19 protein-coding genes and 1 riboswitch are annotated in these 19,577 nt (G+C 71.7%); of the genes, 9 read left to right on the plus strand and 10 right to left on the minus strand.

Going from position 1 to position 19,577, the window contains the following annotated elements; all coding sequences use genetic code 11:
• The first annotated feature begins 14 nt into the window (after window positions 1-14).
• From FV218_RS17525 to FV218_RS17535, 3 genes are all read left to right on the plus strand, one after another.
• Window positions 15-944 (plus strand): DMT family transporter, encoded by a 930-nt coding sequence (locus tag FV218_RS17525; RefSeq protein ID WP_147710913.1) that lies wholly within the window; start codon window positions 15-17, stop codon window positions 942-944.
• Between the two features lie 312 nt (window positions 945-1,256).
• Window positions 1,257-1,487, plus strand: a complete 231-nt coding sequence (locus FV218_RS17530; protein WP_056088527.1) for a hypothetical protein — start codon at window positions 1,257-1,259, stop codon at window positions 1,485-1,487.
• Between the two features lie 23 nt (window positions 1,488-1,510).
• Window positions 1,511-1,786 (plus strand): BrnA antitoxin family protein, encoded by a 276-nt coding sequence (locus tag FV218_RS17535; RefSeq protein ID WP_056088522.1) that lies wholly within the window; start codon window positions 1,511-1,513, stop codon window positions 1,784-1,786.
• Between the two features lie 59 nt (window positions 1,787-1,845).
• On the opposite strand, the gene FV218_RS17540 is transcribed toward FV218_RS17535, so the two are convergent.
• Complete coding sequence (locus FV218_RS17540; RefSeq protein WP_147710914.1) at window positions 1,846-2,316, minus strand: YaiI/YqxD family protein; 471 nt, start codon at window positions 2,314-2,316, stop codon at window positions 1,846-1,848.
• Window positions 2,313-3,386 (minus strand): adenylate/guanylate cyclase domain-containing protein, encoded by a 1,074-nt coding sequence (locus FV218_RS17545; protein ID WP_147710915.1) that lies wholly within the window; start codon window positions 3,384-3,386, stop codon window positions 2,313-2,315. The genes FV218_RS17540 and FV218_RS17545 overlap by 4 nt, the downstream gene beginning before the upstream one ends.
• A gap of 477 nt (window positions 3,387-3,863) precedes the next feature.
• Here FV218_RS17545 and FV218_RS17550 point away from each other — a divergent pair, with 477 nt between their 5' ends.
• Both FV218_RS17550 and FV218_RS17555 read left to right on the plus strand, forming a co-directional pair.
• On the plus strand, window positions 3,864-4,703 hold the full coding sequence (locus tag FV218_RS17550; RefSeq protein ID WP_147710916.1) for an aldo/keto reductase: 840 nt from the start codon (window positions 3,864-3,866) through the stop codon (window positions 4,701-4,703).
• A gap of 116 nt (window positions 4,704-4,819) precedes the next feature.
• Window positions 4,820-6,061 carry a porin gene (locus tag FV218_RS17555; RefSeq protein WP_147710917.1) on the plus strand — a complete coding sequence of 414 codons (1,242 nt, stop codon included), beginning with the start codon at window positions 4,820-4,822 and terminating at the stop codon, window positions 6,059-6,061.
• 49 nt (window positions 6,062-6,110) lie between these two features.
• Here the strand turns inward: FV218_RS17555 and FV218_RS17560 are convergent, their stop codons facing one another.
• The 4 genes from FV218_RS17560 to FV218_RS17575 form a co-directional block, all read right to left on the minus strand.
• Window positions 6,111-6,671: a TadE/TadG family type IV pilus assembly protein gene (locus FV218_RS17560; protein WP_244474898.1), complete on the minus strand. Its 561-nt coding sequence runs from the start codon at window positions 6,669-6,671 to the stop codon at window positions 6,111-6,113.
• 8 nt (window positions 6,672-6,679) lie between these two features.
• Complete coding sequence (locus tag FV218_RS17565) at window positions 6,680-7,246, minus strand: TadE/TadG family type IV pilus assembly protein (RefSeq protein ID WP_056088512.1); 567 nt, start codon at window positions 7,244-7,246, stop codon at window positions 6,680-6,682.
• Between the two features lie 13 nt (window positions 7,247-7,259).
• The gene (locus tag FV218_RS17570) at window positions 7,260-8,828 is read right to left on the minus strand and encodes a TadE/TadG family type IV pilus assembly protein (protein WP_147710919.1); all 1,569 of its coding nucleotides are present in this window, start codon (window positions 8,826-8,828) and stop codon (window positions 7,260-7,262) included.
• A 117-nt stretch (window positions 8,829-8,945) separates the two neighbouring features.
• Window positions 8,946-11,141, minus strand: a complete 2,196-nt coding sequence (locus FV218_RS17575) for a transglycosylase domain-containing protein (RefSeq protein WP_147710920.1) — start codon at window positions 11,139-11,141, stop codon at window positions 8,946-8,948.
• 207 nt (window positions 11,142-11,348) lie between these two features.
• On the opposite strand from FV218_RS17575, the gene FV218_RS17580 reads away from it, so the two are divergent.
• Entirely contained in the window at window positions 11,349-12,215 is an 867-nt protein-coding gene (locus FV218_RS17580) for a gamma-glutamyl-gamma-aminobutyrate hydrolase family protein (protein ID WP_147710921.1), read from the plus strand.
• A gap of 9 nt (window positions 12,216-12,224) precedes the next feature.
• On the opposite strand, the gene FV218_RS17585 is transcribed toward FV218_RS17580, so the two are convergent.
• The 3 genes from FV218_RS17585 to FV218_RS17595 form a co-directional block, all read right to left on the minus strand.
• A complete protein-coding gene (locus FV218_RS17585; protein ID WP_147710922.1) occupies window positions 12,225-13,307 on the minus strand; it encodes an acyltransferase family protein in 1,083 nt (360 codons plus the stop codon).
• A gap of 138 nt (window positions 13,308-13,445) precedes the next feature.
• Window positions 13,446-13,820: a hypothetical protein gene (locus tag FV218_RS17590; RefSeq protein ID WP_056088497.1), complete on the minus strand. Its 375-nt coding sequence runs from the start codon at window positions 13,818-13,820 to the stop codon at window positions 13,446-13,448.
• Between the two features lie 10 nt (window positions 13,821-13,830).
• A complete protein-coding gene (locus FV218_RS17595; RefSeq protein WP_147710923.1) occupies window positions 13,831-14,658 on the minus strand; it encodes an alpha/beta hydrolase in 828 nt (275 codons plus the stop codon).
• 173 nt (window positions 14,659-14,831) lie between these two features.
• On the opposite strand from FV218_RS17595, the gene FV218_RS17600 reads away from it, so the two are divergent.
• Together FV218_RS17600 and FV218_RS17605 are read left to right on the plus strand one after the other, a co-directional pair.
• A complete protein-coding gene (locus FV218_RS17600; protein ID WP_147710924.1) occupies window positions 14,832-15,605 on the plus strand; it encodes a site-2 protease family protein in 774 nt (257 codons plus the stop codon).
• 80 nt (window positions 15,606-15,685) lie between these two features.
• The gene (locus FV218_RS17605; RefSeq protein WP_056088490.1) at window positions 15,686-15,940 is read left to right on the plus strand and encodes a hypothetical protein; all 255 of its coding nucleotides are present in this window, start codon (window positions 15,686-15,688) and stop codon (window positions 15,938-15,940) included.
• Window positions 15,941-16,233: 293 nt separating this feature from the next.
• Here the strand turns inward: FV218_RS17605 and FV218_RS17610 are convergent, their stop codons facing one another.
• A complete protein-coding gene (locus FV218_RS17610) occupies window positions 16,234-16,965 on the minus strand; it encodes a BA14K family protein (protein ID WP_147710925.1) in 732 nt (243 codons plus the stop codon).
• Window positions 16,966-17,146: 181 nt separating this feature from the next.
• A riboswitch (TPP riboswitch) is annotated at window positions 17,147-17,255 on the plus strand.
• A gap of 76 nt (window positions 17,256-17,331) precedes the next feature.
• Here FV218_RS17610 and thiC point away from each other — a divergent pair.
• Window positions 17,332-19,224 carry a phosphomethylpyrimidine synthase ThiC gene (gene thiC / locus FV218_RS17615; protein WP_056088484.1) on the plus strand — a complete coding sequence of 631 codons (1,893 nt, stop codon included), beginning with the start codon at window positions 17,332-17,334 and terminating at the stop codon, window positions 19,222-19,224.
• Window positions 19,225-19,577: the final 353 nt, after the last annotated feature.

Raw genomic sequence — 19,577 nt, forward strand, 5'->3', positions numbered from 1 at the left:
CGCCAAGGCCGCCCGTGAACCCCGCCCTGCTCTATCCCTTCATCCTCGTCGCCGGCGCCCTCCAGGCCCTGGGCAATTCCATGAACGCGCAGCTGCGCGGCCGGCTGGTGAATCCGTGGCTCGCCGCCTCGGTGTCGTTCCTGCCCATCGTGTTCGTGTTCGCCACCCTGTTCCTCGTGATGCCGACGCCGCTGCCGACCCTGGAGACCCTGAGCAAGATGCCCTGGTACGCGCCGCTCGGCGGCGTCGCCGGCGCGGTGGCGGTGTTCGGCGGCCTCGCCTTCATCGACAAGGTCGGGGCCGGTCCGTTCAACGGCCTGACCCTCACCGCCAACATCCTCGCCTCCCTCGCCATGGACGCGTTCGGCCTGTTCGGGCTGCCGGGGAGCGGGTTCAAGGTGATGCCGTGGCTCGGCGGCCTGCTGATGGCGGTGGGCGTCGTCTTCATCGCCCGCACCACGGCGGACAAGGATGGCGCGAAGGACTCGGGACACGGCCTCAACCCGAAGCTGCTCTACCCGTTCATCGTCGTCGCGGGCATCCTGCAGGCCGTGGGCGTGGTCTGGAACGCCGGACTGCGCGGCGCCCTGGTGAACCCGTGGCTCGCCGCCACCGTCTCGTTCCTGCCCGTCGTGTTCGTCTTCGTCCTCGTCTTCCTCCTGCGCCCGACGCCGCTGCCGACGAGGCAGGACGTGGAAGGCGTGCGCTGGTGGATGCCGCTTGCCGGCATCACCGGGGCGGTTGCGGTGTTCGGCGGCCTGCTCTTCGTCGACACCGTCGGGGCCGGCGCCTTCAACGGCCTGCTCATCACCGCCAACCTCCTGACCTCGGTGGCCCTCGACCATTTCGGCTGGGTCGGCATGAAGCAGGTCAAGGCCGGCCCGTCGCGCCTCGGGGGCGCCGCCCTCATGATCGCGGGAATCGTCCTGATCTCGCTGTTCTGAACCGGGGCGCGGATCGCGACGGCGGGGTTCGTGCCCCGCCTTCGCGATCCGGCGTGCGGTTAAGTGCGGATAAGCACCGGAACGGTTGGCCTTTTCCGGCCCCGCCATGCTAGACCGGACCCATCCCGCCTGAAGCCGATCCGCGCGAAGGTGTGTGGACTAGCCCTTCCCGCCGCCCGGCCGCCGCTCACGCGCGGTCCATCCGGCGCGCGTCGTGACCTCACGGGTCGCCGAGCCGCGCGAGTTCGCCTCGCCGCAGCCCGCCCATGCGGTCGCACGCGATCCCCAGGAGGGGTCGAGGATAGGAATGCAATGAGCGACGAGACCGACGCCCGGACCCGATCCGAGGAGCGTGCCGAGCGGGCCGAGCGGATGGCCAAGGAAGGTGCCGAGGCCATGGCCGAGCACATCGCCTCCGTCAAAGCCGTCGATGAGCGCACGGTGAAGCTGCGGGCCCTGCGCCTCGCCAAGGAGGCCGCCGACGCGGAGGCCAAGGCCGCGGCCGCCGCCGCCGCCCCGCCGAAGCGCAAGCGGTCTTCCTGAGACCGGGGCCGGAGGACAGATCCATGGCATTCGAGCGCTCCCGCCGCCCGAGCGACCCCCGTCAGGCGGCCGAGGCCGCTTTCAAGGCCGCCACCACCAAGGCCCCCGAGGCGGCGCAGGCCGCCCCGGCGCGCCCCATCGCTCCGGCGCCGCACGCCGCCTCCGCGTCCGCCATTCCGGGCGCCCGCGAGATGGTGACCCTGCGCCTCGACCGCGCCGTGCTGGAGCATTTCCAGAAGGACGGCCCCGGCTGGCAGGACCGCGTCAACGCCGCCCTGAAGGCTGCCGTCGGCCTCTGAGCCGGGTTCTCGCATGGGCTTCTTCCGATAAGCCGGCGGCCACCTTTCGGGCCGAGGCTTCAGCCGAACCCGCCGCGCTTCAGCCGCATCACGATGCGGTCGAGGGCGCCGAGATAGGCCGAGCGGTCGCGGGCCGAGAACGGCTTCGGGCCGCCCGTGATGGCGCCGGCCTCGCGGAGATCCTGCATCAGGTTGCGGGTGGCGAGCGCCATCCCGACGGAGTTCTCGCTGAACGGCTTTCCCGTCGGCGCGATCACCTCGGCGCCGGCCTTCACGCAGCGCGCCGCCAGCGGCACGTCGGCGGTGATCACGATGGTGCCCGGCCGCGCCCGCTCGGCGATCCAGTCGTCGGCGGCGTCGAACTTGTCGCTCACCACCACGCGCTCGATCCAGGGCTCGCGCGGGACCTGCAGGAAGCTGTTGGCGACCACGACCACGGTGAGGCCGTGGCGCGCCGCCACCCGGTAGGTCTCGTCCTTGACCGGGCAGGCATCGGCATCGACGTAGACGACGATGGGGGTCTCGCTCATCGCGCCGCCACCGTCCGGCGGGGCAGGGCGTCGGGCTCCGCACGGGGCACCGTCGCGGCGCGCTCCAGGGTCGAGACGCTCAGCGGTTGGCCGCGCCCGCGCAGGGCGTGCGCCCCGAGGGAGCGGGCGGTGATGCCGGCCGGCAGGTGGGCCAAGCGCGCCAGGAGGTCGTCCGAGACGAGGATCTCGGTGCCCAGGGGCCGGCACAGGGATTCGATGCGCGAGGTCACGTTCACGGCATCGCCGAAATACGCGATCTTGTGGCGGTCGACGCCGACCTCCGCCGTCACCACCGAGCCGCCATGGAGCGCGGCCCGCAGGCGCGGCACCGTGCCGAACCGCGCCCGCCACGCGTCGGCCTCGGATTCGATCCGGTCCATGACGTCGAACACGCAGGCGACGCAGCGCGCGTCCTTGAGGCCGCGGGCCATGGGCCAGGTGATCATCGCCATGTCGCCGATGTAATCGTCCGTGGAGCCGCGGTTCCGGCGCACGGGCTCGGCCATGGCGGCGAAGACCGCGCCGAGATAGGCCTGGGCCTTGAGGTCGCCGTGGGTCTCGGCGAAGGCCGTCGAGCCGACGACGTCGAGGAACAGGAAGATCCGTTCTTCCCGCACCGGGCGGTGGTAGCGCCCGACGAGGAAGTTCACGAACACCTCGCCGCCGATGAGGTCGCGCATGCGGATCACGAAGACGAGGAGCGCCGAGACGGCCAGCGAATAGGCCAGCACCCGCGGGGTGATCTTCACGGCGTTGGACAGGGTGTCGTCGGTGAGGCCCAGCGCCCAGACCACGAGGCCGCCGAGCGCGATGCCGGCGGCGATCATGAGGACGTAGGTGAGTTCGGCCGCGGGCACGTAGAACTTCGCCGGCATCCGCCGCATCCGCGCCTGGAGGCCGCCGAGGATCAGCCCCCGGTCGAAGGCCAGGGTGGTGAGGCCCACGGACAGGCCGTAGGCGAGTCCGGCGAGCGGCGTCGCGCCCCCGGCGAACAGGACGTTGTAGAGAAGGCCGGCCCCGCCGCAGGCGACGAGGATAAGGACCCAGAACCAGCGGTGCTGCGGCAGCATCAGGCGTGGTCCCGGTCTGAGAACGATGGCGCCAAAACCCGCGTCGGGCCATCGGCGCGACATGGTCCGGCAGCGGGAATGGCCCGAGAAACCGCAGCGCCGGCGTGGAGCGCGACGGGCTCCCTCTCCTGGAAGGAGAGGGTTGGGGTGAGGTGTGAGACCTCTCCGGAGAATCCACACACCTCACCCTGTCCCTCTCCTTCCAGGAGAGGGGACCCGTGCCCACAACGAGAGCTTCGAGGGTTGGAACCCGTCAGGAACGATGGGGAACGGGCGCGGGACGGGAACGGAGCGGCGCTGCCCACGGGACATCCCTCGCGATGGTGCCGGCGCCGCGCGGGCGGCGCTGTGGAAGCGGAACCTTAGGCTCCCTGCACACCGTCGCATGATGGCGCCAGTATGGCCGCGGCGCCCGCGCCGCGTCGAATGCCGTCCGGACGCGTTGGGAAGGGGGTAAACGACGGAAGGGGCGGGACCATGAGGCAACGCACATTCGGGGCCACGGGACGGGACGTGCCGGTGCTGGGGCAGGGGACCTGGCGCCTCGACGACGACGATCGGACCCGGGCGCTCGCCGCCCTGCGGGCCGGCCTCGACGCCGGCATGACCCATCTCGACACCGCCGAGATGTACGGCGCGGCCGAGCCCCTCGTGGCCGAGGCCATCGCGGGACGGCGCGAAGGCGTGTTCCTCGTCTCCAAGGTGCTGCCGTCGAACGCCTCGCGCGCCGGCACCATCGCGGCCTGCGAGCGCTCCCTGAAGCGCCTCGGCACGGACCGCCTCGACGGCTACCTCCTGCACTGGCCGGGCTCCCATCCCCTGGAGGAGACCCTCGCGGGGTTCGAGGCCCTGAAGGCGTCGGGCAAGATCCTGTCCTGGGGCCTGAGCAACTTCGACGTGGACGGCCTCGACGCGGCGCTCAGCATCGCCGGCCCGGGCGCCATCGCGTGCAATCAGGTGCTGTATCACCTCGGCGAGCGCGCCATCGAGCACGCCGTCGAGCCGTGGTGCCGGCGCAACGGCGTCGCCCTGGTCGCATATTCGCCCTTCGGCAGCGGCGATTTTCCGAAGGCCGAAAGCCGCGGCGGCCGTGTGCTCGCCGGCATCGCCGGGGCGCACGCGACGACCCCCTACGCTGTGGCCCTCGCCTTCCTGACCCGGCACGACGGCGTCTTCGCCATCCCGAAGACCGGGTCGCCGGAGCGCGCCGCCGCCAACGCGGCCGCCGGCGACCTCGTCCTCGCGGCCGGCGAGATCGCGGCCCTCGACGCCGCGTTCCCGCGCGGCCCGCGCCCGCGCCACCTGCCGATGCTGTGACGCGCCCGTCGCGCGCGATCCGGCGGTTTTTCGGGCGGCTGTGGCACGCCGGACGCCGCGCCGCGCGGGCGCGCAGGCTAAAGCGCTCCCCGCGCATCCGAAGGAATTCCGCGGCGATGATCACCCGGATCGGCCTGTCGATCTCGTTCCTGCTCGTCGGCCTCGCCCGGGCCGGGGCGACGGAGCCGTCCCGCCAGCCGGGCGGCGAGACCCTGACCATCGACGGGAAGGGCATCACCCTGACCTTCCCGGAGGACGGGCCGAAGCTGCGCATCGGCGGCAAGCTCCAGCTCGATTACGGCGCCGCGTCCCTGCGCCAGGCCGGCCTGCCCGAGCCGTTCCCCGAGAACATCGCCGTGCGGCGCTCGTGGATCGAGAGCTATCTCAGCTACGGCAAGGTGCTGGAGGTGGCGTTCCAGTACGATTTCGCGGAACCCCGGCGGCCGATCAACGACGCCGCCGTCGCCTATACGGGGTTCGCGAACACGCTGATCACCCTCGGCAACATGAAGGAGCCGTTCAGCCTCGATCAGCTCATCAGCGACAACGCCACCCTATTCACCGAGCGGTCCCTCGCCGACGCCTTCGCGCCGGCCCGCAACTTCGGCCTCGCCCTCGGGCACCACGGAACGAACTGGACCGTGGCGGCGAGCGTGTTCGGCGGCAACGCCAACACCGGCCTCACCCGCGAAGGGGTCGCCGCCACGGCGCGGGTCACCACCGCGCCGATCCGCACGGACGAAGCTGTCCTGCATCTCGGCCTCGCGGGAAGCCTGCGCGACCTGCCGCGCGACGCGGCGCCCCTGTCCCTGTCGAGCCGCTCCGAGGCGTTCCTGTTCCGGCAGACCTTCGTCGACACCGGCGACATCCGCGACGCCACGACCATCGCCCGCCTCGGCCTGGAGGCGGCCTACCGGACCGGGCCGTTCCTCGTGCAGGCCGAGTACATCCGCACCCGGGTCGAGCGCTCCGGCGCCGGTCCCCTCAGCTTCCAGGGCGGCTACATCCAGGCGAGCCTCGTCCTCAACGGCCAGGGCCGCGCCTACAAGCTCGCGCCCGATTACGGCGCCACCTACGCGGTGTTCGCCGGCATCGTCGTGCCGGAGGCCGCCCGGGTGACCCGCGGCGGCCTCGGCGTGTTCGAATTCGCCACCCGCTTCAGCGCCCTCGACCTCGACGACGGGTCCTTGCGCGGCGGCATCGAGCGCGACGTGACGGTGGGGCTGAACTGGTATCCCGACCGCAACATCCGGTTCGTGGCCGACTACGTCCGCTCGCATGCGAGCCCCTCCGCCCTGGCCGGCGGGCGCACCGTCGACGCGGACACCTTCATCGGGCGGTTCCAGCTGTACTGGTGAGCGGGCGGCGTCCTGGACCATGGAGCCGACCCGACATCGCGGTCCGGTCTCAAGCCGCGGGACAGGATCTGCCGCCGGGCAGGATCGTCTCCGCCGCGCCCGCGCTCCCGGTCCCGCGCAGGGGCCACGCCACCTGCCGCGCGAAGGTGAGGCCGTTGAGCGCGGGAAAGATGTTGAAGATCGGCGTGTAGGTGAAGCTCGTCTCGGCCATGACGTAGCGCGCGCCCGTCACCTGCTCGGATTCGGGCGGTGCGCCGATGACGCTCCCGACGGTCCGCGCGGTGGCGTTGCGCGCCACGCTGGAGCAGACCTTAGCCACCAGGGTGTTGCCCTGCTGATAGACCCCGACCGCCGTCAGCACGATGCCGGCGCCCGTCGTGTTGTACGGGAAGGTCACCGCCGCCCCGGCCGCGTAGACGTCGTCCACGGTGGAGACGCTGCCGCGCGAGATCAGGTCCGCCATGGTGCGGACCGAGCGGAGCAGGCCCTGGCTGGTGCCGTAGGCCCGCGGGAGCTCGATGGTCCCCATCAGGATCAGGAGCAGGACCGGCGCCAGGAGGGCGAATTCGAGGGCCGCGATGCCGTCCTCGCCGGCCGCGAAAAGCCGCATCGGCCGCATCAGCATCGCCCCGTGGCGTAGGGTTCGGCGCGGAACACCGACGTCGCGACGATGAGTTGCTGGCTCGCCCCGATCTTGCGGGGCGAAAGATCGAGGATGGTGAAGAACCGGGGCACCACCACGGCGGCGCGGATGCTGACCACGTCGTTGCCCGCCGGGCACTGGAAGCGCGCGCCGAAGCTCGCCGACAGGGCCCTGGCGCCCGCGTCGTAGGGATCGGAGACCGCGATCGTCGCGAAGGTCTTGGCCGTGGTGACCTCGACCTTCACGTCGGCGCAGTTGAACAGGGTCGGCCCGTTGCACAGGGCGGTTCGGAACCGCGTGGCGGCGTCGGTGCCGTCGTAGCCCTCCTGGAAGGCGCCGGTGAAGACCGCGCGCCCGGCCCGGTCGAGGCCGTTGCTGAGGGTCTGCTGCGCCAGGGTCAGGAGGCTGGCCTCGAAGACCGCGCCGAGCAGCATCAGGAACGGCAGGAGCACCAGGGCGAACTCGACGGCCGTCGTGCCGTTCCGGGCGCGGACGAAGGCGGCGTGGTGGCGACGGAGGGTGGCGACGGGGCCTGCCGGCATCGTGGGCGCCGCCTTACCGGGAGATCCGGAGTTCGCTGATCTGCGCACCGATGGCCCGGAAGGCCGTGGTGAGATCGGACGAATCCGAGATGTCGAAGAACATCGACGGGCTGGTCGCGCAGGACCGGAGCAGGTCGCTGCTCCCGTCGGTGACCTCGACCCGCACGGTGAAGATCTGGATGCCGGCGCTCTTCATGTTGCCGCACAGCGTCGCGAGGCGCCCGTCGAGGGCGGCCGTCCGCGTGTCCAGGTTCGACGACACCGTGCCGACGCGGTTGGCCCAGATGTAGCTCGTGCCCGAATAGAACGAGGCGTTGCTCGAGGGTGTGATCTGGGACGTGTTCGAGATCCTGTTCTGGCCGTCGGTCATCAGCACCACGAACTTGCGCACGGTGGCGTCGGTGTAGGCGGCGCCCCGCACCAGGGGACCGATCGGCGACAGGGCGTGCCAGCCCCAGACGAGGCCGAGGGGAATGTTGGTGTCGCCGCTCACCGTCATGGCGTTCACGGCGCTCGTCAGCGTCGCCTTGGAATTCGTCAGGGGCGTGATCGGCTGGAGTTCGCAGCCGGCATTGGGGCCGTAGAGGTAGCCGTCGCCGTTGTAGCGGTCCGTCTTCGACACCCTCCAGGCGGTACCGTACTTGGCGACCTGGCCCTGCCGCACCCGGTTGTCGAAGACGAGGACGCCGCCGAGGAACGGGTAGTCGTTGAGGTAATTGTTGACGGCGCCCGAGTCGTAATCCGACTCGTCCGGCGCGAAGTACGGCACGAACAGCGAGTCGGGCGTGGCCTGCGTGGCCGCCGTCTCGGCGACGTCGTAGGGCATCGGACGCCCCTCGACGCATCCGCCCCAGGCAACGCCGGCCTTGCCGAACAGGGCGAGGCGGTTCGCCTTCGAGGCGAAGATCTGGGAGTGGTAGGAGGCGAGCCCGTCCTTGTCGATCCAGCTCGCCGCCGCGTTGCCGGGGCCGACGTTGACGGTCATCGAGAACGGGACGACCGCCATCCTGAGGGCGTTCGGCTTGGCCGGGTCGACCTCCGTGAACAGGCTGTTGACGAGGTCCGTGGCCGCGGTCTTGAGGTTCGCCAGCTTGGTGCCGCGCATGGAGCCGGTGTTGTCGAGGACGAGGGCGATCTCGAGGTTGCCGGACCCGCGCCGGGAGACCCCGGAGACGGACAGCGGTAGGCTGGTGAAGCCGGCGAGCCGGGTCAGCGAGGTCGGCGTCGTCCCCGTCACCGTGACCCGGATGGTGTCGCCGGAGCGCACCGTGGCGACGGTCAGCGCCGCCGCCTGGCTCTGCGCCATGGCGGCCGTGACCTGCTTCGTCGCCTTGTCGGACAGGACGGCATCCGTGGTGGCCGTCGGCAGCTTGGCCAGGGACAGCACCGTGGCGTCGACGGCGTTCTGCGCCTGCTGGCCGACGTTGGCGTTGGTGCCGTAGTCGATGACGATGCCGCCGAGCACCAGCATCGGGAGCAGCGCGAGGGCGAAGACGAGGACGACCCCACCCTCCCGGGCGTCCCGGAAGCGCGCCATGCCGTCCTTCGCGAGGGCCTTGGAGAGGGCGAATAACTCTTCCATGGGGCGAAGTTCGCCCCCGCCCCCTTAAAAAATCATTACCGGGACGCGTGCGCGCGGACGCGCCGCGCCAACGGCCCGTCCGCCGCCGCAGCGTTGTACCTGCGCGATCCGGTCCGGCTACTCGCCGACGCCGAACAGCTTCTCGAGGAAATTCCGGTCGTCCTGGCTCGGGCCGGCGCGGCGCGGGTTGGCGGTGGCGACGCGCGGGGCCGGTTGCGGCTGGGGCTCGCCGAGCAGGGCGCCGATGAGGCCGCCGCCGGTGGCGCCCGTGGTGGCCGGGGCCTCGGCCGGGGCGCGGTTGCGCCAGGTCTTGGCGCCCGGCAGCATCGTCGGGCTCTGACCCCTCAGGGCGGTGGTCATGTAGGCCTTCCAGACCTCGCCCGGCAGGTTGCCGCCCGAGACCTTCTTGGTCGATTCGCCGTCGTCGTTGCCGAGCCAGACGCCCGTCACCAGGGTGGAGGAGAAGCCGATGAACCAGGCATCGCGAAAGTCCTGGCTGGTGCCGGTCTTGCCGGCGAGGTCCCAGCCCGGCACCTCGGCTTTTTTCGCCGTGCCGGTCACGAAGGTCTCGTGCATCATGGCGTTCATCATCGACAGGGCGTTCGGCTCGATGACCCGGCCGAGGCCGCCGTCCTTCCGCTTGTACAGAACCTTGCCGTCGGCCGCCTTCACGCTGGCGATGACGTAGGGAATCACCCCGGTGCCGCCGTTGGCGAAGGTGGCGTAGGCGCCCACCAGCTCCAGGGGCGTCACCTCGGAGGTGCCGAGCGCGATGGAGCCGTTGGCCTGGAGCGGCGAGGAAATGCCGAGGCGCTGGGCCGTCTGCACCACGGTCTTGGGGCCGACCTCCTGGCCGAGGCGGACCGCCACGGTGTTGAGGGAGAGGGCGAGGGCATCCCGCAGGGTCACGGGCCCGCGATAATCCCGCGAATAGTTCTCCGGGTTCCAGCCCTTGATGCTGACGGGCGCATCCTCCCGCACGGTGTCGGGGGTCAGGCCGTGCTCCACCGCCGCGAGGTAGACGAACGGCTTGAAGGCCGAGCCGGGCTGGCGTTTCGCCGTGGTGGCGCGGTTGAACTGGCTCTGGGCGTAGTCGCGCCCGCCGACGAGGGCCCGGATCGCCCCGTCCGGCCGCATCGACACCAGGGCGCCCTGGCCGACATTGTACTTCGCGCCCTTCTGGTTGAGCTCGTCGACCAAGGCCTTCTCGCCGGCCGCCTGCAGGGCGGTGTCGACGGTGGTGGCAATCACGATGTCGGCTTCGAATTTCGGCAGGAAGTCGTCGAGGACGTCCATGACGAGGTCGGCGACGTAGTTGGCCGAGCCGCCGCCGCGGGCGCCCGCCGGCCGGGCGGGCTGGGCCAGGGCCACCTTCACGTCCGCGGGTTTCGCGAACCCGAGATCCTCCATGGCGGCGAGCACCTGGGCGGCCCGGGCCTGGGCCGCGGGCAGGTTGCGGTTCGGCGCCAGCCGCGACGGCGCCTGGACCAGGCCGCCGAGCATGGCCGCCTCGGCGAGCGTCACGCCCTTGGCGGGCTTGCCGAAATAGCGCTGCGCCGCCGCCTCGACGCCGTAGGCGCCGGCGCCGAAATAGACCCGGTTCAGGTAGAGTTCGAGGATTTCGTCCTTGGTGTACTTGTGTTCCAGCCACAGGGCCAGGATCGCCTCCTGGATCTTTCGCGAGGCGGAGCGCTCGGGCGTCAGGAACAGGTTCTTGGCGAGCTGCTGCGTCAGGGTCGAGCCGCCCTGGGCGACGCCGCGCCGGGTCAGGTTCTGGCCGATGGCGCGGGCGATGCCGACGGGATCGACGCCGAAATGCGAATAGAAGCGCCGGTCCTCGATGGCGACGAAGGCGCGGGGCAGGTAGGGCGGCAATTCCTTGATGCCGACGACGCGGCCGCCGGTCTCGCCGCGATTGGCCAGCAGGGAGCCGTCGCTCGCCAGGATCGCGATGTTGGGCGGGCGTTTCGGCACCGCCAGCTGGTCGATGGGGGGCAGCTGCGAGGCGTGATAGGCCACGAGCCCGGCGATGCCGATGCAGGCCCACAGGCCGAGCACCACGCCCGCATAGACGAAGCGCCCCAGCAGCGAGCGCCGCCGGGCCTTTCGCGGCCGCGCCTTGGCCGGTGCGAGGGGCCGTTCCGGTGCGTCCCCGCGCCGGCCCTTGGTCTCGGTTGCCCGTCGTGCCACGCCGCCCCCTGCGCGATCGGTCCGCGACAGGCGCAGGTCGAGGTCGGCCGGGTCCGACGCGCGCCCCTCGGGCACGTCGAAGTTCGGCTCACCCCGCCCGTCGCGTCCGCGTCCCCTCGCCATGCGCCCCGCTTCAGTCCCGAACCATCCCGCCCGTGGGAGAGCCCGGTTCCGCACGGTAAATACGGCGGGTTTAAGGGTTCCTTAGCGCTGCCGGAATGGCGGGCCCCTGTCCCGCCCCCATGGCGCGTGCGGCGACGCGCCCGGCCCGCCGGCCGGAACGGCCGGACCGCGGCGCCGTTCCCCGTGTCCTTTCCGCCAGGACCCGTGATGCTCCATCTCCTCGTCGCCGACGGCAACGACCGCGACGGCCGTGCCCGTCATGCCGAAGCCACGGGCTCGACTTCGGCCGAATCCTACGCCGCGATTCTCGGAGAGGTCGCCCGGACGCGGGGCGGGGCGGCCTGCACCTGTACCCTGATCAGCCCGGCCGATGCCGACGCCGTCCTGCCCGCGGGCATGGACCTCTCCGCCTATGCGGGCCTCGTCGTCACGGGCTCGACCCTGAAGCTCGCCGACGGCACGCCCGAGACGACCCGGCAGATCGCCCTCATGCGCGCGGCGCTCGCCGCCGGCCTGTCGGTGTTCGGGTCGTGCTGGGGCATGCAGGTCGCGGCCGTCGCCACGGGCGGCGCAGCCGGCCCCAATCCGAAGGGGGGCGAGTACGGCTTCGCCCGCGCTCTCGCGCCGACCCGAAGCGGGCACGGCCACCCGCTCCTCGCCGGCCGGCCCGACCGCTTCGATGCCCCGGCCATCCACGGCGACGCGGTGCTGCGGCTGCCCGCCCACGCCACCCTGCTCGCCAGCAACGCCTGCTCGATCCAGGCCATCGAGATCGTGCACGGGCCGGGCGTGTTCTGGGGCACCCAGTACCATCCCGAAACCGACCTCGATGCCCTCGGCATCATGCTGCGGATGAGCGCGTCGGAGATGATCGCGGACGGCCAGTGCCCCGACGCGGCGGCGGTGGCGGCCTTCGCCGACGACCTCGCCCGCCTCCACGCCGACCGCGCCGGACACCCGGACCTCCTCGCCCGCCACCGCCTCGACGCCCAGATCACCGAGGACGCGAACCGCCGCCGGGAGATCGGGAATTTCCTCGATTTCCTCGCGGTCCCCCGCCGGGCCGCGGCCTGAGACGGCGCGTCAGGCCGGGGTCAGCACCGGCCGGGCCGGGGCGCGGGCGTCGGCGATGTGGAACGCGGCCGGGCGGCGGAACAGGAACGACAGCCGGGTGTGCCGGACCATGCGCTCGAGGCCGAGGGGCGCCAGGATGGCGACGAGGGTGACGACGAGGCTGGCCCAGCCGACATCGGTGATCGCCCCGGTCTTGACGATGACGGTCCGGGAGAGTGCCATGGGCAGGAAGAAGCCGAGATAGATCGCGATGGAGCGGCTGCCGCAGGCGCGGAGCGCCGCCGTCACCGGGCCGCCGGCCCGGGTCAGCAGGGACGCGCCGGCCACGATGGCCATGGCCCCGACGCCGCCGAGGACGAGGCTGAGGCCCGGCAGGCTGGCGAGGGTCGGGTAGGCGGCGGTGCCGGACGGCGTGAAGGCCAGCACGCCCTCGACCACGGCCCAGAGGGCGAGCCCCGCCAGGGCCGCACGCGGATGGGCCCGCACCAGGGTGGCGAACCCAAAGATCCGCTCGGCGAACAGGTAGCCGACGACGAACCAGACGTAGCGGGCGCAGAACTCCTCCAGGAGGTAGATGTCCGTCCGCACCGGCACGACCTGCAGCAGGGCGGCGCCGCCCAGGAGCAGGGGCCACGGCACCCGCCGCAGGAGCTTCGTCACCACGGAGAACACCGCCAGCAGGTAGATGAACCACAGGCTCGAATACGGCTCGACCAGCGCCAGGGCGAGGTGCTGCGCGAAGGCGCCCGGTCCGGCCCCGTCCGTGATGGCGCCGTACTTGGTGAGCGACTGGATCACCACCCACAGGAGATAGAAGTAGGCGAAGTGGACCACCCGGCGGTCGGCGAACAGGCGCCAGTCGCGGTCGATCACCCGGCCGAGGAACAGGCCCGACAGCAGGAAGAAGTCGGGGATGCGGAACGGCTTGGCGAACGCCACCACGTGGTGGAGGAAGCCCTCGCTCCCGAGCCCCGCCGCGCCCATGGCCTCGCCGGTGCCGAGGGTGGAATGCATCATCACCACGAGGACGATGCACAGGCCCTTGGCGACATCGACCCAGGCGAGCCGCCCCGCGCCTGCCCCTTGCTCCATGATCCCCGTGCTCCCGCCACTGGTCCGGGCGCGAGTGTGGCGGCGGAGTCGTAAAGGGGCGGATACCGGGCCGGGGGAGGCGCCGAGCCGCGTCGGATCGTGGCGAAGGCCGGGTTAAGCGGATCGCCGCAAGACCGATCAGGACGGCTCGCGCCGGCCGGCCCTGCGGGTGCGGGTCATGCGGGTGGCCGCGTGGAAATCGTCGGGCTTCGTCCGCACCCAGGCGAGGAAGCTCGCGAGGTCGGGGTCCTGGCGCAGGGCGTCGGTGTCGGCGAGGCGCCGGGCGATCTCGGCCTCGCTGTAGCGGGCGTGGATGGCCGAATGGCAGATCTGGTGCAGGCGCACGGTGCCGGCCTTCGCGCCGCCCTTCAGCTTCGGGGTGAGGTGGTGCAGGCTCGACTTGGCGCGGGGCGGGATCGGGCGCTCGCACAGGGGGCAGATCACCGGCGCGTGGGCGGCCGGCCCGTGGATGTCCGGATCGTCCGCGCGCCAGCGCCGTTCCCGTCGTCCCATCCCTGTCCCCTCAAGGCGCCGCGAGGGCGGCGGCCGGCCGGACGAGGGCGTCCCGGAACGCCGTCTGCGCCGCCCCGTCGCGCGCGCCGAGGATCGACACGTGGTCGCCGGCGATGGCCTCCAGGCGGGCGCGGGGGCCGGCGAGGGCGGCGAGGCGCCGCGCCAGCGTCACGGGGATCACCCCGTCCTGCAGGCCGTGCACCACGAAGACCGGGCCGGTCGTCCCGGCGATGCGCCGGTCCGAGCGGTAGGTGTCCCGCAGGAACAGCCGGGGCACGAGGGGGTAGCGCAGGCCGACGAGGCGACGCAGGGAATCGAACGGCGCTTCGAGGTAGAGGCCGAGATGGGGCCGGCGCGCCGCCACCGCCACCGCCACGGCCGCCCCGAGGGAATGGCCGTGGAGCAGGATCGGCGCCCCCGGCGCCCAGGCCGCGGCGGCGTCGTGGGCGGCGAGGCCGTCCCGGATGAGGCCGTCCTCGCTCGGGTGTCCCGTCGAGCCCGGATAGCCGCGATACGCGATGGCGAGGACGCCCCAGCCCGCCGGTCCCCAGGGCCCCCCGGTGAAGCGCACGGCCGCGGATTCGGGAGCCGAGGCGTTGCCGTGGAAGCTCAGCACCACGCCGCCGCCGGGCGCGGGCGGGCGCCAGTAGCCGAGGAGGCGCTCCCCGTCCGGCGTCGTCAGCGTCACCGCCGCCGTTCCGCCGGGGGCGGGCCGCGCCTCCCCCTCGGCGTGCCGCGAAAAGTAGGCGCCGGGGTAGATCAGGTGGCGCTGGAACGCCACGAGGGCGCCCAGGAGGGCGGCGGGGAGACCGAGGACGGCGAACAGCAGCAGGCGCATGCGGACCTTGTGGCGGCGGGCTTCGGGTCTCGGAGGGGGCGGTCTCGGCGGGGTTCCGGCGCGTCGGGCTCCGCCGGAGAGCTAGGGGCTGGACTTCTGCGTGTCACCAGCGATGTTGCGTCGCGCCGTCCGGGCGTGGGCCGCCGGCGGCCCGCGGTGGCGCGGGGACCGGGATGCAGCGGACAACATCGCGGGAGACCGCCGGCCGGACGGACCCGGGCCTCAGCGCCAACTTCCTCCTCGTCGCGTTCCTCGTGTGCGGCCTTGGCTTCGCCATCGGCGGCGGCCTCGTCGAGGGCTCGGGGGCGGCCTTCGCGTTCGTGATGACGTTTTGGGTCCTCGGCCTGTGCCTGCACGAGTTCGGCCATGCCTGCGTCGCCTGGTGGGGCGGCGATGCCGGGGTGCCGGCGAGCGGCTATCTCAGCCTCGATCCGCTGCGCTACGGCGATCCGCTGGCCTCGATCGTGCTGCCCGTGGTCTTCACGATTCTCGGCGGCATCGGCTTTCCGGGCGGTGCGGTGCGCCTCGATTCCGGGGCCCTGCGCGGCCGGATCTGGCCGACGGCCGTGGCCCTGGCCGGGCCGGCCATGACCCTCGCGTGCCTCTTCGGCCTCGTGGTCCTCTATCACCTGGCCGACGCGGACTCGACGGCCCTGCGGGCGGTGCTGGCCGTCACGGCCCTGTTCCAGGGCACGGCCCTCGTCCTCAACCTCATGCCGATCCCGGGGCTCGACGGCTACAACGCCCTGCGGCCGTGGCTGCCCGGTTCGTGGCAGGCGGTGGGGGATGCGGGCGCCCGCCATGCCGGCCTCGTGCTCACCGCCCTGTTCCTGTTCTCCGGCGCCTTCAGCCGGACCCTGTTCCGCGTCAGCCTGCGCCTCGTCGCCGAGGTCGGAATCCATCCGGCCGACGTCGTCGCCGGCTACCGCCTGATCCGCCTCTGGTAGGGCGCTTCGGGTGAGGGCCCTTCGGGTTTCGTGGTAAGGCGAGCCATGTCCGGAGGCGATCCCGCCCGGCGGAGACCGCGATGGCCCTCAAGACGACGTTCCTGGTGCAGACCTTCGTGATCAAGCGCAAACGCCTCGTGCCGGGCGACCGCGAGGTCGCGCCGACGGAGAGCGGCGCCCTCAAGAAGGCGGAGGCCATGGCGGCGCGCTTCCCCGGCACCGCCGCCATCAAGGTGGTCGCCGACGACGAGACCGGCGAGCTCGAGAGCGCCGGCATCCTGGCCCAGTTCGGCGAGGTGCCCGACGACTTCGCCGAGAGCCTCCAGGGCTCCTGACACGGTTTCCGCCTCTTCAGTTCGTTGATGCGGTGAAACGCGGGTCCCTTCTCCTGGAAGGCTAAGGCATTCACACATCTCGAGGGCAGCGCGGGTCCCCTCTCCTGGAAGGAGAGGGACAGGGTGAGGTGTGTGACCTGTCCGGAGAGTTCGCACACCTCACCCCAACCCTCTCCTTCCAGGAGAGGGAGCCTGTTGCGCCCGTTCGCTCCGAAGTGATCAATCGGAACTAGTATGACACGAAAAAAGGCCCCGGCGCGGTACGCCGGGGCCCTTCTCAGATCGACGCGGTGTTACTGCGGGCAGGCGTGGCGGCGGCCGTCATTGCCCAGGTAGGTGCCCGAGCGCTGGTCGTAGGACCGGAAGCGCTGGATGCAGTAGGCGACGTCGCCGCCCTGGGGGGCGACCTGGGTCTCGACGTAGCCGGCCGGGGCATAGCCGCCGCCGTAGGCACCGTAGCCGGCGCCGTAGCCGCCGCCACCGTAGCCGCCGCCGTAATAGGCCGGCGCGTAGCCGCCGCCGTAGTAATCGTCACCGTAGAAGCCGCTGCCGAGGCCGTAGCCGATGCCGGCTCCGGCGAGCCCCAGGCCGACGCCGAGGCCGATCCCGCCGTAGCCGCGACGATAGCCGTAGCCGCCGCGGTTGCCGGCGAACCCGCCGCGATAGCCGCCGCGGTTGAACCCGCCGTAACCGCCGCGATTGCCGCCGAAGGCCGTCCCGTTGCCGAAGCCCGCCGCCGTCAGGCCGCGTCCGCCGCCGAAGCCGCGACCCGCGAGACCCTGGCCGCCGCCGAAGCCGCGTCCGCCGAGACCCTGACCGCCGAAGCCGCCACGGAAGCCGCCGCCGGCCATGCCGCCGCGGAACCCGCCGCCACCGCCGCCGAAGCCACGGCCGCCGCCGCCGAAGCCGCCCATGTGGCCACCGCCGCCGCCACGGAATCCGCCGCCGCCGCGGGCATCGGCGGAGGCGGGAATGAGGATGAGGGCACCGACCATGGCGGCCGATGCGAGAAGGATGCGATTCATGTCGGGTTTCCTATGGCTTAGGCCATTCATGAAAAGCGAACGCGCCCCGGAGCCCGAAGGTCCATGCTTGGCCGGACGGTGCGTCGTCGGGTCCCCCGGCCTTCGGAACCGGGACCCGACATCGGGCCGTGTGCGGGACCGATGCAAAGATTGACAAACCCGCGTCCACGCACGAGGCTGGAACGATTCCGAGGGGGGCTCCGAGACCGGGGGCTGAGATTGGGCGCGCCGCCCTGACCCTTGAACCTGATCCGGTTCGTACCGGCGGAGGGACGGGAATCGTTTGGCCGCGCTGTCTCGCGGTCTCCCCAACCTGACGCCGTTCCTGACGAATCCGGGTCGCCTCCAACGCCAGGAGCACGCCCGATGAACAAGCCCGTTTTGCCGAAGGACCTTCCCAAGGGCTCGCCCCAGGCGGTGACCACCGGCCCGATCATGGGCTCGCGCAAGGTCTATGCGGCGGTGGCCGGGCATGACGACATCCGGGTGCCCTTTCGCGAAGTGACCCTGAGCGACCCCAAGGAAGCGCCGGTGCGGGTCTACGATCCGTCGGGCCCCTACACCCAGACGGATGCGGCCATCGACCTCAACGCCGGCCTGCCGCTGATCCGCGATCCGTGGATCGCGAAGCGCGGCTACGCCACGGTGACGCCCCGCGCCGTCAAGCCCGAGGACAACGGCTTCGTGCCGGAGGACAAGCTCGTGGCGCCGTGTCCGGCGACCCGCCAGATCCGCAAGGCCGGCCCCGGCCAGATGGTGACGCAGTACGAGTTCGCGAAGGCCGGGATCATCACCGAGGAGATGATCTACGTCGCCCACCGCGAAAACCTCGCCCGCGAGACCATGCTGGAGGGGGCGCAGGCGGCGCTGAGCGACGGCAACAGCTTCGGCGCGGCGCTGCCGGCCTTCATCACCCCCGAATTCGTCCGCGAGGAAATCGCGCGGGGCCGGGCCATCATCCCGGCCAACATCAACCACCCCGAAGTCGAGCCGATGGCCATCGGCCGCAACTTCCTCGTCAAGATCAACGCCAACATCGGCAACTCGGCCGTGACCTCGTCGGCGGCCGAAGAGGTGGAAAAACTGGTCTGGGCGACCCGCTGGGGCGCCGACACGGTGATGGACCTGTCCACCGGCCGCAACATCCACAACATCCGCTCGTGGATCATCCGCAACTCGCCCGTGCCCATCGGCACGGTGCCGATCTATCAGGCCCTGGAGAAGGTCGGCGGCGATCCCCTGAAGCTCGACTGGGAAGTCTTCAAGGACACCCTCATCGAGCAGGCCGAACAGGGCATCGACTACTTCACCATCCATGCCGGCGTGCGCCTCGCCCACGTGCCGCTCACCGCGCGCCGGGTCACCGGCATCGTCTCCCGCGGCGGCTCGATCATGGCGCGCTGGTGCCTCGCCGGGCACCGCGAATCGTTCCTCTACGAGCGCTTCGACGAGATCTGCGACATCATGCGGGCCTACGACGTCTCGTTCTCCCTGGGCGACGGCCTGCGCCCCGGCTCCATCGCCGACGCCAACGACGCCGCCCAGTTCGCCGAGCTGGAGACCCTGGGCGAGCTGACGAAGATCGCCTGGGACAAGGGCTGCCAGACCATGATCGAGGGCCCCGGCCACGTGCCGATGCACAAGATCAAGGTGAACATGGAAAAGCAGCTCGAGGAGTGCGGCGAGGCGCCGTTCTACACCCTAGGGCCCCTGACCACGGACATCGCCCCGGGCTACGACCACATCACGTCCGGCATCGGCGCCGCCATGATCGGCTGGTTCGGCTGCGCCATGCTCTGCTACGTTACGCCGAAGGAGCATCTCGGCCTGCCCAACCGCGACGACGTCAAGGAAGGCGTAATCACCTACAAGATCGCCGCCCACGCCGCCGACCTCGCCAAGGGCCATCCGGCGGCGCAGCTGCGCGACGACGCCCTCTCCCGCGCCCGGTTCGACTTCCGCTGGGAGGACCAGTTCAACCTGTCCCTCGATCCCGACACGGCGCGGGCCTACCACGACGAAACCATGCCGAAGGACGCCCACAAGGTCGCCCATTTCTGCTCCATGTGCGGCCCGAAATTCTGCTCCATGAAGATCACCCAGGACTTGCGCGCCGAGGTGCTCGCCATGGAGGCGGCCGGTCAGGTGCTCGGCGAGGCCACCCCCATGAGCCAGGCGGAACGCGAGGCCGGCATGGCGGCCAAATCCGCCGAGTTCCAGGCCGAGGGCGGCAAGCTCTACGTCGACGCGGCGGAGTAGAACGGGGCCTCCGCAGGGGGCCGATCGAACGCGGGTCCCCTCTCCTGCAAGGCAGGGCGATCGCAGAGGGGTGCATGCGTTTGGGTCGGCCCTCGCCCGTTCGTGCAGAACGCAGGTGCGCATCCCCCTCTCCCCGCTTGCGGGGAGAGGGCCGCAGGCACCCCGTCGTGCCTGCGGCGAGCGAAGGCGGAGCCGCAGCGACGGTGAGGGGGCGATTCCGGAAGAGTCTCACTCGGAATCGCCCCCTCACCTTCGGCTGCCGCCTCGACGCGCTCCCCGGCAGGGGGGAGGCGCGTCCCTCTCCCCGCAGGCGGGGCGAGGGGATGCGCACGGGGGGCGGCGCTTCGTCGACA

The organism is Methylobacterium sp. WL69, assembly GCF_008039485.1.
GTDB lineage: Bacteria > Pseudomonadota > Alphaproteobacteria > Rhizobiales > Beijerinckiaceae > Methylobacterium.

Excerpts from the sequence above, each read along its gene's own strand:
- FV218_RS17570 (WP_147710919.1), bottom strand. The coding sequence starts at position 8,828 with ATGGAAGAGTTATTCGCCCTCTCCAAGGCCCTCGCGAAGGACGGCATG.
- FV218_RS17600 (WP_147710924.1), top strand. The coding sequence starts at position 14,832 with ATGCAGCGGACAACATCGCGGGAGACCGCCGGCCGGACGGACCCGGGC.
- FV218_RS17535 (WP_056088522.1), top strand. The coding sequence starts at position 1,511 with ATGGCATTCGAGCGCTCCCGCCGCCCGAGCGACCCCCGTCAGGCGGCC.
- FV218_RS17585 (WP_147710922.1), bottom strand. The coding sequence starts at position 13,307 with ATGGAGCAAGGGGCAGGCGCGGGGCGGCTCGCCTGGGTCGATGTCGCC.
- FV218_RS17555 (WP_147710917.1), top strand. The coding sequence starts at position 4,820 with ATGATCACCCGGATCGGCCTGTCGATCTCGTTCCTGCTCGTCGGCCTC.
- FV218_RS17595 (WP_147710923.1), bottom strand. The coding sequence starts at position 14,658 with ATGCGCCTGCTGCTGTTCGCCGTCCTCGGTCTCCCCGCCGCCCTCCTG.
- FV218_RS17530 (WP_056088527.1), top strand. The coding sequence starts at position 1,257 with ATGAGCGACGAGACCGACGCCCGGACCCGATCCGAGGAGCGTGCCGAG.
- FV218_RS17545 (WP_147710915.1), bottom strand. The coding sequence starts at position 3,386 with ATGCTGCCGCAGCACCGCTGGTTCTGGGTCCTTATCCTCGTCGCCTGC.
- FV218_RS17580 (WP_147710921.1), top strand. The coding sequence starts at position 11,349 with ATGCTCCATCTCCTCGTCGCCGACGGCAACGACCGCGACGGCCGTGCC.
- FV218_RS17590 (WP_056088497.1), bottom strand. The coding sequence starts at position 13,820 with ATGGGACGACGGGAACGGCGCTGGCGCGCGGACGATCCGGACATCCAC.
- FV218_RS17550 (WP_147710916.1), top strand. The coding sequence starts at position 3,864 with ATGAGGCAACGCACATTCGGGGCCACGGGACGGGACGTGCCGGTGCTG.
- FV218_RS17575 (WP_147710920.1), bottom strand. The coding sequence starts at position 11,141 with ATGGCGAGGGGACGCGGACGCGACGGGCGGGGTGAGCCGAACTTCGAC.
- thiC (WP_056088484.1), top strand. The coding sequence starts at position 17,332 with ATGAACAAGCCCGTTTTGCCGAAGGACCTTCCCAAGGGCTCGCCCCAG.
- FV218_RS17610 (WP_147710925.1), bottom strand. The coding sequence starts at position 16,965 with ATGAATCGCATCCTTCTCGCATCGGCCGCCATGGTCGGTGCCCTCATC.
- FV218_RS17605 (WP_056088490.1), top strand. The coding sequence starts at position 15,686 with ATGGCCCTCAAGACGACGTTCCTGGTGCAGACCTTCGTGATCAAGCGC.
- FV218_RS17565 (WP_056088512.1), bottom strand. The coding sequence starts at position 7,246 with ATGCCGGCAGGCCCCGTCGCCACCCTCCGTCGCCACCACGCCGCCTTC.
- FV218_RS17560 (WP_244474898.1), bottom strand. The coding sequence starts at position 6,671 with ATGCGGCTTTTCGCGGCCGGCGAGGACGGCATCGCGGCCCTCGAATTC.
- FV218_RS17540 (WP_147710914.1), bottom strand. The coding sequence starts at position 2,316 with ATGAGCGAGACCCCCATCGTCGTCTACGTCGATGCCGATGCCTGCCCG.